The organism is Flavobacterium branchiophilum NBRC 15030 = ATCC 35035, assembly GCF_002217205.1.
In the GTDB taxonomy this organism is placed as follows: Bacteria; Bacteroidota; Bacteroidia; order Flavobacteriales; family Flavobacteriaceae; genus Flavobacterium; species Flavobacterium branchiophilum.
This window is the reverse complement of record NZ_MUGT01000102.1, coordinates 1-13,498: the sequence shown is the minus strand read 5'-3', so window position 1 is coordinate 13,498 and position 13,498 is coordinate 1. Positions and strand designations below refer to the sequence as shown.

Below are 13,498 nucleotides of genomic sequence, written 5' to 3'. Positions count from 1 at the left end.
GATTGAAGGATTGAAAAATTGAAAGATTGAAAAATTGAAAAATTGAAAGATTGAAAGATTGAAAAATTGAAAGATTGAAAAGGATTGAAAAATTGAAGGATTGAAAGATTGAAGGATTGAAAAATTGAAAAATTGAAAAATTGAAAAATTGAAAGGATTGAAAGATTGAAATATTGAAAGATTGAAAAGGATTGAAAAATTGAAAGGATTGAAAGATTGAAATATTGAAAATATTGAAAGATAAATATTATAAAATTAAAAAAATTAAACACAAACTAAATATTAAAAAAAAATGACCAATTCACATGATATTTTTAATCGGATGTTGACTGGTGGTACTATTAGTAGTACTGATCCGGAATGGGTTAAAGTTTGGGAAATGGTAGCTGATACCAAAAAACTATCAGTTATTTTGCAAAATACCCAAACGATCGATGAGGCTCGGCAGGTATTGAGTTCTATTTTTGGATATGAAATAGACCAATCTACCACAATATTTACGCCTTTTGATACAAATTTTGGGAAACATACCCGAATTGGGAAACGAGTTTTTATCAATCATGGTTGTAGTTTTTTGGATTTAGGAGGTATTACCATTGAAGACGATGTGCTTATTGGGCCAAAAGTAAATTTGATAACCGAAAACCATCCTACCGCTCCAGAAGAACGTAAGTCGTTGATATTGAGTAGTATAACTATTCAAAAAAAGGCTTGGATTGGAGCTGGTTCCATCCTTTTGCCAGGAGTTACTGTGGGCCAAAATGCTATTGTAGCAGCTGGAAGTGTGGTAACTAAAAATGTAGCTTCAAATACCATTGTGGGCGGTGTTCCTGCAAGATTTATTAAAAATATTGAATAAAAAACTTAAAAAATTATAATTTTTTTAAGGTTTCTAATACATAAGAATGCATAACCTCTCTGTAATCCAAATGGGTAACCATTCTTAGTTTGCCGCTTCCCATGGCACTTATGAGTATGTTTTTTTGTTTTAATTTTTCTATTACGATTTGTTCGTTTATGGCTGGTTTTACAGAAAAAATAAGGATATTTGTTTCAACAGGCTCTACTTTGTCAATCCAAACTAATTTTTCTAAAACGTTGGCAATTTCTTTGGCACGACGATGGTCGTTTTCTAATCGGGCTACATGGTGGTCTAAGGCATATATGCCCGCAGCAGCTAAATAGCCTACTTGTCGCATACCGCCGCCTAAAATTTTTCTTATACGTAAGGCTTTTTTAATGCTTTTTTGGTCGCTTAATAGCACAGACCCTACGGGAGCTCCCAACCCTTTTGACAAACAAACAGAGATGGTATCAAATATTTTGCCAAAGTCTTTAGGGTTTTGTTTTTTGGCTATTAATGCATTCCAAATTCGGGCTCCGTCTAAATGAAATTTCAATTGATTTTTTTTGCAAACTTTGCTTATTTCGATTAAATTTTCTAGTTCGTAGCAGGCACCTCCTCCTTTGTTTGTTGTGTTTTCTACACAAACTAAACTGGTGAGTGGGCTGTGGTAAAACTCTGGGTCGTTGATGGCATTTTCTACTTGATTGGCGGTAATCATCCCTCGGTTACCGTCTAGCAAACAACAAGATACACCGCTATTGAAGGCTACTCCACCGCCTTCATAATGATATACATGTGCCCATTTGTCGGCAATGAGTTGTTCGCCTGGTTGGGTGTGCAATTTGATGGCTGTTTGGTTGGCCATGGTGCCTGATGGAAAAAAAAGACCCGCTTCCATTCCAAACATTTTGGCAATTCGATTTTCGAGTTCGATAACAGTTGGGTCTTGTTTGTACACATCGTCGCCCACTTGTGCTTCAAACATATATTGCAGCATTTCGGGCGTTGGTTTTGTTACCGTATCGCTTATCAAATTGATTTCCATGGTTTTATATATTGATGAAAAAAATATTTTAATTGATTACAACAAGTACTTCCTTTTATTGAAAAATAAATTACTTATTGATTTCCTTATTTTTAAGAGTACTATCTGCAAAATTAAGTAATTAAATTTTAATTCAGTTTAAAATTGGTTGTAAGTCTGTTCTTTTTTTTTGAAAAGTTATTTGAAAGCAGGTTTTTTGTTGAATAGCCCCGATAGTAATGGAAATCCTTTTGTTTTTTTGAGAAAAAAGCCACTTAAAATAACGAAATTTTGTGGTGATAAGATGGTTTGTTTTGAAAACGAAAAAAAACAAAAGATTGTAATGGATAGCGGGACAAGTGTTGTTTGAAAGGATGGTGTAGTGCTACAAAAAAAAAGACTATCTGTTGCGGAACGATAGTCTTTTTATTTATATGTAAAAAATGAGCTACTAACTGTTGATCATAACAGGCATTACGAGCATGGTTACGGCTTCGCCATCTTCTAAACCATCTACGGGTGTTAAAATTCCGGCACGGTTTGGTAAAGACATTTCTAACAAAATCATGTCGGATTGTAAGCTATTTAGCATTTCGAGTAGGAACCTTGAGTTGAAACCAATTTGCATGTCTTCGCCTTGGTAGTCGCAAGTTAATCTTTCTTCGGCTTTATTTGAATAATCAATATCTTCGGCAGAAATATTTAATTCAGATCCTGCAATTTTGAGTTTGATTTGGTGTGTAGTTTTGTTTGAAAATATTGACACACGACGTACAGAGCTTAAAAATAAAGATCTATCAATCATTAATTTGTTTGGATTTTCTTTTGGAATTACGGTTTCGTAATTAGGATATTTTCCATCGATTAATCTACAAGTCAACACGTAATTATCAAACGAGAAGGTGGCATTGGATTTGTTATACTCAATTTTTACTTCGGTGTCTATGGCTCCTAAATTGTTTTTGAGGATGTTGAGTGGTTTTTTTGGCATGATAAAATCGGCCACTTCGGTTGCTTTTACGTCTTGGCGGGCATATTTTACTAATTTGTGAGCATCTGTAGCTACAAATGTAAGGCCTTCTGGCGAAAATTGAAAGAAAACGCCCGACATTACAGGTCTTAAATCATCGTTTCCAGCTGCAAAAATGGTTTTGCTAACTGCTGTTGACAGTACATGCGAGGGAACAAGCGTAATGGAAGGATCCTCGAGCACAACAGATTTTGGGTACTCTTCGCCAGGCAAATAGGCTACGGAGTAATTACCGTTGTTTGAGCTCAACTCGATGGTGTTGTTGTCTTGTACAGAAAAAGTTAGCGGCTGTTCTGGAAAAGTTTTAAGGATTTCGAGCAATAATTTTGCGGGTACTGCTACGCTGCCTTGGCTGTCAGAATCTATTTGTAATGTGGCCGACATTTTTGTTTCTAAATCCGAAGACGAAACGGTTAGTTTGTTGGCTTCTATTTCAAACAAAAAGTTATCTAAAATTGGCAAGGTATTGCTGCTGTTGATGACACTACCTAATACTTGCAATTGTTTTAATAAATACGAACTTGATACAATAAATTTCATTTTTTTTTATTTTAATCCAAAATCATTTTTGGCTTTGACTTTGATTTTGTTATTTTCTTTTTGAGCGTACAAATATATCTTAATTGTTTGAATAAAAAAACATTTTTTTTCAAGTCTTTTATTTTGCATATTGCCTTTTTCGTAAATAGCTGAATAACAGCCCAAATAGGGCTAAAATAAGCAATGGCAATCCTAGAATTAGAACTTGTAGGCTGGTATAATTGCTGTAAACTTTTTCTTTGTCTAATAATGGCAAATGAACTTCTTTGCTACGGATATTGATGAGTCCGTTGTCGTCTAGGATGTAGTTTACGGTATTCATCATCAGTTCTTTATTGCCATACAATTTGTTGGTCCATTTGTCAAACCCCAGTTCGAGTGGCATGCCGTCTTTGTCCAATTGATTTTTGATAACGTCGCCATCTGCAATCACAATGATTTTGGATGTTTTGTTGCTTTTGGCAATAAACGTTTTGTCGTCAAAGGGCAACACTCGGTTTTCAAAAACCGATTGAAAAGTACCTTCAATTAATACAGCTACTGGCAGCGATCCTTTGTTTAAATACGCTCTCATATCGGTTTGTTCTTCTACCATTTTGAGGTTTATTTCTGTTGGTGTACCAATAGCGGTAGAGTAGGGGGAGGAGCGGAGTAAGATGGTTTTTTGTAAATTATTTTTTAAAATTTCGATGGGATTTGCAAATTCAAATTTAATTCCTTCCATATTTTTTACAATAGGATGGTTGGTTTCTGGATAAATGTAAGGCGACAGTTTCCATAAATATTCTTGAAACTGTGTGCCACTTCCGGCTGTTCCTGTTGCTAGTTTGATTGGAATACTTTGTTCGTCTTTGAGGAGTACGGGTTGAATTCTGATGCCATATTTGAAAAAAAGTTCCGAAAGTCCTAAATCGTTTGGAAAAGCAAAGGTGCTACCGTTTTCAGTTAGGGCTTGCATTTCGGCTTTTACTTGGTCGATAAGGAAAATGGCTTTTCCTCCATTTAATATAAATTGATCTAAAACTTGTTTTTCTTCGTCAGAAAAAGCTTCTTCGGGTTTGGCTACAATTGCCAAATCATATTTTTTTAGATAGGCTAAACTTTCTTGGGGTTTTTTGGCAACAGAATCCAAAGTAAACGGGCCAATGTAATAATTGTTTCGAACCTCTTTGATAAAATCGGCTATATATACATCGTCCAATTCGCCATTTCCTTTTATAATGGCTATTTTTTTTTCTTTGTCTTTAGAAATGGTGTTGATGCCATTTGCAAAAGCATATTCAAGATGTTGAACAGAACTTACAATTTTTTCTTCAGTTGATTGCGTCATCGTGTTTTTTAACAAAGGAATTTTTATTTCTTTGTTTTTATATCGTGCTATTGCCCACGGAAAAACCATTTCTTGCGATTGTTTTCCTTTGTCGTCCACGGTTATGCTAATGGGAGTAAGCCCTTTGCCAAATAATTCTTTGGCCTTGCCCATCCCCTGATTTTCAGCATCTAATGGATTTATAAACTGAAAAATAATGTTGGAATTATAAGCTTTGAACTCTTCGAGTAGTTGCTGGGTTTCTGTTTGCAATTTTTTAAATTCGCCAGGAAAATCACCTTCTAAATATACATCTATATACAAGGGTTCTTGTACTTGCTGAATGATTTGCATCGAAGTTTTGGATAGGGTATAGCGTTGGTCTTGAGTCATGTCAAAACGATGAAAAAATTGGTATCCTAACAAATTGACAATCAATACGATCAGTAAGGTAAATGCTACTTTTTGAAAATTTTTATTTTTCATTACAATGTATAATTAATAAATATAATTGATGATAAATTTTGTTTAATGATGACTGTTTTTTAATTGATTTACACTAAAAAATAAAAACAGATAGGTAATACTTACAAAATATAATACGTCTCGAGAATCAATAACGCCACGTCCAATACTTTTAAAATGTGCTTCCATGCCCAATGCTACTATAAAAGATTCAATATAGGGAATGTAGGAAGCTATACCTTGAAATCCATAGAACAATACAAAACACAAAAATACCGAAATAATAAATGCAACTATTTGATTTTCAGTAAGAGTAGATGAAAAAATTCCAATGGAGGCATAAGCGGCTATTAAAAACATGAGACCAAAATAAGAACCAAAAGTACTGCCAAGATCTAAATTTCCTTCTGTTTGTCCCATTAAGTAAACTACATATACATATAACAAAGTAGGAATAAGTGCCATAAGTATCAACAAAACCGCAGCTAAAAACTTGCCAGATACAATTTGCCACACACTCAATGGTTTTGTAAGTAACAATTCGAGCGTACCCATTTTTATTTCATCAGAAAAACTTTTCATGGTTACGGCTGGTATCAAAAAGATCAAAATCCAAGGGGCCAATGTAAAAAATGGACCTAAGTCTGCAAAACCACTATTCAATATATTGTATTGTCCTTCAAAAACCCATAACATCAACCCGTTGATAATCAAGAATAAGGCTATGACCAAATAGCCAATGGGAGAACCAAAAAAAGATTTAATTTCTCTTATTAATATTGCTTTCATTTATAATTATTGTAAAATATTTTAAAAAAATAAGTTTATTTGTCTAATAAATCAGGTCGTCTTTGTAAGGTATGTTGGTATGCCATGTCTTCTCGCCATTGGTCTATTTTTGCAAAATGACCGCTCAACAACACCTCTGGAACTTTCCATCCTTTGTAATCGGCTGGGCGGGTATAAATGGGTGCCGAGAGTAAATTGTCTTGAAACGAATCCGTTAGTGCCGATGTTTCATCGCTCAAAACACCAGGTATCAACCGAATTAAAGCGTCAGAAAGTACTAATGCTCCTAGTTCGCCGCCAGACAATACATAATCGCCAATAGAAATTTCTTTGGTTATAAATTGGTCTCTAACCCGCTGATCCACTCCTTTGTAATGCCCACACAAAATGATGATGTTGTCATACATCGACATTGAATTGGCCATTTGTTGGTGTAAAGTTTCGCCATCGGGCGACATATAAATGATTTCATCATATTGCCTTTCCGATTTCAATTGCGAAATACATGCATCAATGGGCTGAATCATCATTACCATGCCAGCCCCACCACCATAAGGATAATCATCTACACTTTTTTGTTTATTACTCGTGTAGTCTCTCAAATTATGAATATGAACCGTTACCAAACCTTTGTCTATGGCTCGTTTCATGATAGAGGCCTCAAAAGGACTCCTTAATAATTCGGGCAGTAATGTTATAATATCTATACGCATTTTATTATAAAAATTATAATATTTAATTTATTTTCTTAATTAATTATGATCTGATTTGAGCTATTTAAAACAACCAATTAAAGAAGTTTGTTTTTGGGCGTTCCCCAAGGGTCGGGCTATCCGTTACAATCTTTTTTGAGGCAGAAAAAGCCTCAAAAAAGGATTTCCACTCCTATCCCTAACGCAAAATATCTAACTAACAACATTCGGATACAATATTTAAACACCAAATTGTGTCAAATGATGGTTCAAATGTTTCCACATCAAAACATCCCATTCGTCATAAGTCATGTTGCCCCAAAACGGATGTTGCAAATCTTTTATGGCATGCGGCCCTTTGATAGCAAACTGTTGGAATTTCTCTATCAATTCTTGCTTAGAGGCATCAAAGTCATATTGGCCTGTAAACACAAATTCTTTGGCTGTTGCTACATTTTTTTTAAATTCTGGAGCATTTAAAACTATTTTTCTCATCATCGAACCTAAAATTCTCAAAACAAAATTAATTTTCAAATCCTTATTGCCCAAAGCAACATCAATAGCCGCAGCACAATGTTTAAACATTTGATTAACAGTCATTTTGCCCCACAATGCCCCACTATTTGATGACAATTGTTGGATACGTTCAATCATTTTTTGGTTGTCCGCTTGATTAAAAATGGAAGGAGTCATTATATTTTTTTTAAGATGTCAAAGATACAAACTTAATTCTATTTTTTTATTAAAAATTTATTATTCTAATATAACCCAAATCAAGCAATAGAATTTTTTTACAATCTAAAAATATTTCAATAACAAGCACTTACTTCCTTTCTAAAATGTTATAATTTTAATTGATGCTATATTCTTTAAACGTCTGTGTGCACTTATTTTTATTTTTTTATGGGGTTTATGAAGTACTTTGCCTTTGGATTTTGAAGTTTTATAACGAAGTCTAGCTTATTATTGGAGTTTAATTAACATAAAATACACTTGATATAAATTAGTTTTTTTATTAATTTTAAATATAAATATCTAAAAAAAATATTATATATGTAGATAATAATTAAAAATAAAAGAGATTTATTTTTCAATTATTTCAATTTATAAAAAACAGTACAAATAAAACAACATTGCCATAGTAATTTTACAAGTATTTGATTATCTTTGCTTTAGTTTTGAAAATGAAAACAACATCATTACATTTGTTTTTTTGTTACATAAAAAAATCAAAATGCAATAGTTGTAATACAATAAGGAATCCATGAAATCTAAAAATACGACAGACAAAGTACCCATGCATCCACGAAATAAACACCGAGACGGATATGATTTTGAGTTGCTTATGTCTCAATGCCCAATGCTCAAAAAATTTGTGTTTGTCAATGAATTCAATACCAAAACCATCGATTTTGCCAATCCAGAGGCCGTAAAGTGTTTGAATCAATCGTTACTAATTACCTATTATGATTTGCAATACTGGGACATACCCCCATTCAATTTGTGTCCTCCCATACCTGGACGGGCAGATTATATCCATCATTTGGCCGATTTTTTAGCCCAGCATTGTGGAGGCACCATTCCCACTGGCGATGGTGTTTTGGGGCTCGATATTGGCATTGGTGCCAATTGTATATACCCAATTTTAGGACATCATTTGTACCAATGGAGCTTCGTTGGCACCGATATTAACGAAGAAGCCTTACAAAATTGCAAACGGATTATTTCTAAAAATCCCAATTTAGTTGATTATATTAGCCTTCAATTGCAAACTAATATAAAATATATTTTCAAAAACATTATTTTGCCCGAGGATAAGTTTACGTTTAGTATTTGTAATCCACCTTTTCACAGTTCAGAAGACGAGGTGCTGCAACACAACAACCGTAAAACTACCCATTTGAATACAGCAAAAGGTCAGAATTTTAGCGGCAATCAAAACGAACTTTGGTGCGAAGGTGGCGAGCTAACTTTTATCAATCAAATGATTTATGAAAGTGCCAAATACCCTATGCAATGCTTGTGGTTTACTACTTTAGTGTCTAAAAAAGTCCATCTAAAAACCATCTACAACACCCTAAACCGCGTGAATGTTGCCCAACACCACACCATTTCCATGGCCCAAGGCCAAAAAAACAGCCGTTTCATAGCTTGGATATTTCAAACCCCACAGCAAATTAAAGATTGGAAGTTTGAGTAGGGTGTAGGTATTGGAAATATCCAAAATTGATGTTTTGTTTATAAAGGTGTTAAAATATTTAACATATTGCAATCCAAATGTTTAAATTGCAAAGATAATTCTTTTTTAAGTGATTTTATTTAAAAAAAAAGTATCAGTAAATATATTTTTTAATTATAGAATTATTTGTGTAATTTTGTAAACTAATTTTAAACAAAAATAAAATGAAGAAAATGATTTTACTTATTACTTTACTTTTTACTGCAATCAATTTTGCTCAGGAAATTAAAGTAAGTGGTGTAGTGTCAGATGAGTCAAACACTCCTTTAATTGGAGTTTCTGTGGCAGTAAAAGGCACTACAAAAGGCACTACAACCGATTTAGATGGGAAATATGTCATAATGGCCAAAGTGGGCGATGAATTAAAAATGTCTTATGTTGGGCTAGAAACTATCCTAATTAAAGTTACAGGAGCCACACAAAACGTAACCCTAAAAAATTCGGGAGTTTTGCAAGATGTTGTAGTTTTAGGTTCTAGAAGCCCTGCCCGTACTGTAACAGAATCGGCCGTGCCTATTGATGTAATTGGGATGAAAGACATTGCCTCTCAGGGGCCACAAGTCAATTTGAACCAAATCATGAACATGGTAGCCCCATCATTTACATCAAACACTCAAACTGTAGCCGATGGAACCGACCACATAGACCCTGCACAATTAAGAGGTTTAGGGCCCGATCAAGTTTTAGTTTTAATCAATGGAAAACGACGTCATACGTCTTCATTAGTTAATATCAATGGAACTCCAGGTAGAGGGGCTGTGGGTACCGACTTGAATGCCATTCCAGCTTTTGCCATCGAAAAAATCGAAGTGTTAAGAGATGGTGCTTCTGCTCAATATGGTTCAGACGCTATTGCGGGAGTTATTAACTTGAACTTGAAAAAAAACACCAACAAATTTGATATTGCCATGTTTGCGGGTAGTAATTATTCCAAAAATGCCAATGACCACCGTGGCGGACACGATGGAAACAATTACCAATTGGATATGAACTGGGGATCCCGTTTAGGCAAAGAAAAAGGATTTATCAACATGACGGCTAGTTTTCAGTTAAGAGACGCTACAAGTCGAGCTAATAATGAGAATAATACGATTTACGATGCCTATAATGCAGTAGAATTTAGAGCAGCTCAAAATGGTTTTAATATCAACAGCTTGTTTGGAAACATCAACAATACTCCAAATACCGCTCAAATTATTAGTGCTATTCATACTTATGCTCCACAAGTTGCCTATTTTACGCCTACACAACAAGCCGCAATTGCGGGTGCCAATACTATTTTAGATTTGCAAAAAGCTTTAAATTTTGATGCTACTGCTGGCGAATTAGCTTATAGAGGCAAAGAAAGAAAAGATTTTAATATGAGAGTAGGGCAATCTTCTTTGCAAAGTGCTCAATATTTTTTGAACGCAGCTTATCCTTTAACAGATAAATTAGAGCTTTACACCTTTGGTGGTGCCAGCTTTAGAGATGGAGAATCTGCGGGATTTTATAGAAAACCAAATCAAAGCCGTTCTTATACAGGCTTGTATTTGGATGGGTTTTTGCCAGAAATACACTCGACTATTCACGATGGATCTATTGCAGGAGGTTTGAGAGGTAAAATTTTTGACAAATGGAACTTTGATTTGAGTAATACCTCTGGGATGAACTACTTTGGATACAGTATCGAAAATACGGTAAATTCAACATTAAGAGAAAATTCTAAAACCAGTTTCAATGCGGGTGGTTTGCGATTTTTTCAAAATACCTCAAATTTTGATGTAAACCGAAAATTGGGTGCTTTGAATGTGGCTTTTGGTGCCGAATATCGAGTAGAAAATTTCAAAATCATTGCAGGAGAACCAGATTCGTATAACAAATACGATATCAATGGTGGTATTGTAACGGGGACAACTCCTGCAAATCTTCAAGTTTCAGATTTTTATAATGGAAATTTAGATGCTTCTGCTGGCGGCGTTCATAATGCCTCTACTAGAACAGATCCAATTACGGGTGCAATTATTATTACTGGAGCATATAATGGATTACGTCCAGGCGGTTCACAAGTATTTCCAGGTTACAAACCAGCAAATGCAGTGGACAAAGGTAGAAACAGCTATGCATTTTATACCGATTTAGAATATGATGTTACCGACAAATGGATGGTAGATGCAGCAGTTCGATATGAAAATTATTCGGATTTTGGAAACACTACCAATTTTAAAGTAGCTTCAAGATACAAAATTACAGACAAAATCAATTTAAGAGGGGCTGTATCTACTGGATTCAGAGCACCATCGTTACATCAAATTTACTTTAATTCAACTGCAACTCAATTTGTTGGAGGTGTACCATTTGAAGTAGGGACTTTTGCAAACGATTCGCAAGCCGCACAACTTTTAGGGATTCCAAAATTGAAACAAGAAGAGTCTCAAAGTGCTAGTTTAGGTTTTACGGCCAAAATACCTTCGGTAAACATCACCCTTTCTGCCGATGCTTATTATGTTAAAATCAAAGACAGAGTAGTGCTAACAGACCAATTTTCTCGACCTGGCGGAACCCCAGCGGCAGGAACCCCAGCAGCTACTTTGAACGCTTTGTTTGACAGTGCCAATGCTACCGCTGCAACTTTTTTTGCCAATGGTATCGATACTCAAACTAAAGGAATTGATGTAGTTTTGAGCCACAAAGCTCATTTTGGCGATTTAACATTGAAATCAGATTTGGCCGCCACTTTTTCAAAAACAAACCGAATTGGAGATATTCATGCTTCGTCAATTTTGGAAGCAAATGGACAAATCAACCGTTATTATTCTGAATCAAGTAGAGTATATTTGGAAGAAGCCGTTCCAAGAGTTAAAGCCAATTTAACGAACACCATGACTGTTCATCAATTTGATTTCTTTTTAAGAAACGTATATTTTGGACAAGTTACAGATCCAAATACTGCCGACGTTAATGGCGATGGCAAAATTGATGGTGCCATCATCAATGGTCAGGTAGTGGAAACCGAACATCCTATTTGGGGTGCCAGAATTATTACTGATTTTTCTGTTGGATACAATGTAACCAAACAAGCTAAAATTGTTTTGGGAGCCAATAACTTATTAGACATTTATCCAGATTTGAATTTAACAACTCAAAAAGCCATTAAACCTTCGTTATCTGGCGGAAATATTGTTTATACAAACGCTCCTGCAACTATCGATTTGTCTAACAACAATCAATTTGCTTATTCAAGAAACGTGTCGCAATTTGGTCAAAATGGCCGATTTGTATTTGTAAGATTGAGCTACAAATTTTAATATTTAAGGTAGCATACCATTATTTGCAGATGTTGCGTTAGGGATAGTAGTGAAAATCCTTTAGAAGCCCCCCAGCCCCCAAAAGGGGTGTTGTCTTGTACGAATATAGTTTCTGAATGTGGTAATCAAAAAAGATTATTTCACAATATGATATTTCTTTTGGAGTTCAATGAACATTGATTGCAACGGATAGCCCGACCCTTGGGGAACGCCCAAAATAATATAGTACAATTGGGCTGATTTATGTAGCCATCCTTAACAATGAATAATTTAAAAAGACTTTTGCTTGTTTTGCAAAAGTCTTTTTTTATACATTATATTTTTTTGTAGGACAGTATCAAAATTAAAAATCAAGTCAATAAAAATGTGTTTGGTAAACAAAAAACCGATATATTTGATACAAACAAGCAGACTATGAATTTTTTGGCTCATATTTATTTATCAAACAACAACGATTTGATTAAAATTGGCAATTTTATGGCCGATGGCATTCGTGGCAAACATTTTGAAACCTATCCAAAAGACATACAAATTGGGATTGTATTGCACAGAGCCATAGATACTTATACAGATGCTCACCCCGTGTTTAGACAAAGCAAACACCGACTGCATCAAGACTTTGGGCATTATTCGGGCATTATTGTCGATATATTTTACGATCATTTTTTGGCAAAAAATTGGTCGCAATTTTCCGATGAAAAACTCAGCGATTATGTACAAAATTTCTATCAATCGCTCTATACACATTGGGATTTTTTGAATGATAAAACAAAACATTTGTTGCCCTATATGAAAGTTCAAAACTGGCTCGAAAGTTACCAATCACTCGAAGGTTTGCATCAAATTTTAGTTCAAATGGACAAACGAATGCAAAACCAATCCAATATGAGTGCTGCAATTGCAGTGTTAAAAAAATATTATAACGAATTTGAAACTGAATTTTTTGAATTTTTTATAAATTTGCAATCATTTTCTAATGAAAAATTAAATTTACTATGTCTAGAATTTCAAAAATCATAATAGTTTTATTATTTGTAAGTAAAGCTGTATATGCTCAAAAAGGGCTACAAACGTCAAAAGCAATGGTAGTTGCTGCCCGAGAAGAAGCCTCCAAAATTGGAGTCCAAATCATGCAACAAGGCGGCAATGCCTTTGATGCTATGGTAGCAACCGAGTTGGCTCTTGCCGTGGCCTATCCGCAGGCAGGCAATATTGGCGGGGGAGGTTTTATGGTATATCGAAAAGCCAATGGCGAAACTGGGGCTTTGGATTATAG

11 protein-coding genes are annotated in these 13,498 nt (G+C 34.6%); 5 read left to right on the top strand and 6 right to left on the bottom strand.

Annotated features, from left to right (window positions below; all coding sequences use genetic code 11):
* Positions 1-292 precede the first annotated feature (292 nt).
* The gene (locus B0A58_RS11500) at positions 293-859 is read left to right on the top strand and encodes a DapH/DapD/GlmU-related protein (protein ID WP_014083784.1); all 567 of its coding nucleotides are present in this window, start codon (positions 293-295) and stop codon (positions 857-859) included.
* A gap of 13 nt (positions 860-872) precedes the next feature.
* On the opposite strand, the gene B0A58_RS11495 is transcribed toward B0A58_RS11500, so the two are convergent.
* The 6 genes from B0A58_RS11495 to B0A58_RS11465 all read right to left on the bottom strand — a co-directional run bounded on the left by B0A58_RS11495 (position 873) and on the right by B0A58_RS11465 (position 7,350).
* Positions 873-1,892 (bottom strand): threonine aldolase family protein, encoded by a 1,020-nt coding sequence (locus B0A58_RS11495; RefSeq protein WP_089081178.1) that lies wholly within the window; start codon positions 1,890-1,892, stop codon positions 873-875.
* Between the two features lie 430 nt (positions 1,893-2,322).
* Positions 2,323-3,441, bottom strand: a complete 1,119-nt coding sequence (gene dnaN / locus B0A58_RS11485; RefSeq protein ID WP_014083786.1) for a DNA polymerase III subunit beta — start codon at positions 3,439-3,441, stop codon at positions 2,323-2,325.
* Between the two features lie 118 nt (positions 3,442-3,559).
* Entirely contained in the window at positions 3,560-5,236 is a 1,677-nt protein-coding gene (gene gldG, locus B0A58_RS11480; protein WP_089081176.1) for a gliding motility-associated ABC transporter substrate-binding protein GldG, read from the bottom strand.
* A gap of 42 nt (positions 5,237-5,278) precedes the next feature.
* Entirely contained in the window at positions 5,279-6,004 is a 726-nt protein-coding gene (gene gldF / locus B0A58_RS11475; protein ID WP_089081175.1) for a gliding motility-associated ABC transporter permease subunit GldF, read from the bottom strand.
* A 35-nt stretch (positions 6,005-6,039) separates the two neighbouring features.
* Entirely contained in the window at positions 6,040-6,717 is a 678-nt protein-coding gene (trmD, locus tag B0A58_RS11470; protein ID WP_089081174.1) for a tRNA (guanosine(37)-N1)-methyltransferase TrmD, read from the bottom strand.
* A gap of 219 nt (positions 6,718-6,936) precedes the next feature.
* Positions 6,937-7,350: a DUF1569 domain-containing protein gene (locus B0A58_RS11465; RefSeq protein ID WP_207758848.1), complete on the bottom strand. Its 414-nt coding sequence runs from the start codon at positions 7,348-7,350 to the stop codon at positions 6,937-6,939.
* 610 nt (positions 7,351-7,960) lie between these two features.
* On the opposite strand from B0A58_RS11465, the gene rlmF reads away from it, so the two are divergent.
* The 4 genes from rlmF to B0A58_RS11445 form a co-directional block, all read left to right on the top strand.
* Positions 7,961-8,896: a 23S rRNA (adenine(1618)-N(6))-methyltransferase RlmF gene (gene rlmF / locus B0A58_RS11460; protein ID WP_089081172.1), complete on the top strand. Its 936-nt coding sequence runs from the start codon at positions 7,961-7,963 to the stop codon at positions 8,894-8,896.
* Between the two features lie 203 nt (positions 8,897-9,099).
* Positions 9,100-12,222 carry a TonB-dependent receptor gene (locus B0A58_RS11455; protein WP_089081171.1) on the top strand — a complete coding sequence of 1,041 codons (3,123 nt, stop codon included), beginning with the start codon at positions 9,100-9,102 and terminating at the stop codon, positions 12,220-12,222.
* A 414-nt stretch (positions 12,223-12,636) separates the two neighbouring features.
* Positions 12,637-13,242, top strand: a complete 606-nt coding sequence (locus tag B0A58_RS11450; RefSeq protein ID WP_089081170.1) for an acyl carrier protein phosphodiesterase — start codon at positions 12,637-12,639, stop codon at positions 13,240-13,242.
* Positions 13,218-13,498: gamma-glutamyltransferase (locus B0A58_RS11445; protein ID WP_207758847.1), on the top strand; the 281-nt coding region annotated here is incomplete at its 3' end. The genes B0A58_RS11450 and B0A58_RS11445, both read left to right, overlap by 25 nt.

What these genes read in the sequence shown, in the direction of transcription:
- B0A58_RS11465 (WP_207758848.1), bottom strand. Translation starts at nt 7,350, where the DNA reads ATGATTGAACGTATCCAACAATTGTCATCAAATAGTGGGGCATTGTGG.
- rlmF (WP_089081172.1), top strand. Translation starts at nt 7,961, where the DNA reads ATGAAATCTAAAAATACGACAGACAAAGTACCCATGCATCCACGAAAT.
- gldG (WP_089081176.1), bottom strand. Translation starts at nt 5,236, where the DNA reads ATGAAAAATAAAAATTTTCAAAAAGTAGCATTTACCTTACTGATCGTA.
- trmD (WP_089081174.1), bottom strand. Translation starts at nt 6,717, where the DNA reads ATGCGTATAGATATTATAACATTACTGCCCGAATTATTAAGGAGTCCT.
- B0A58_RS11450 (WP_089081170.1), top strand. Translation starts at nt 12,637, where the DNA reads ATGAATTTTTTGGCTCATATTTATTTATCAAACAACAACGATTTGATT.
- B0A58_RS11455 (WP_089081171.1), top strand. Translation starts at nt 9,100, where the DNA reads ATGAAGAAAATGATTTTACTTATTACTTTACTTTTTACTGCAATCAAT.
- gldF (WP_089081175.1), bottom strand. Translation starts at nt 6,004, where the DNA reads ATGAAAGCAATATTAATAAGAGAAATTAAATCTTTTTTTGGTTCTCCC.
- B0A58_RS11500 (WP_014083784.1), top strand. Translation starts at nt 293, where the DNA reads ATGACCAATTCACATGATATTTTTAATCGGATGTTGACTGGTGGTACT.
- dnaN (WP_014083786.1), bottom strand. Translation starts at nt 3,441, where the DNA reads ATGAAATTTATTGTATCAAGTTCGTATTTATTAAAACAATTGCAAGTA.
- B0A58_RS11495 (WP_089081178.1), bottom strand. Translation starts at nt 1,892, where the DNA reads ATGGAAATCAATTTGATAAGCGATACGGTAACAAAACCAACGCCCGAA.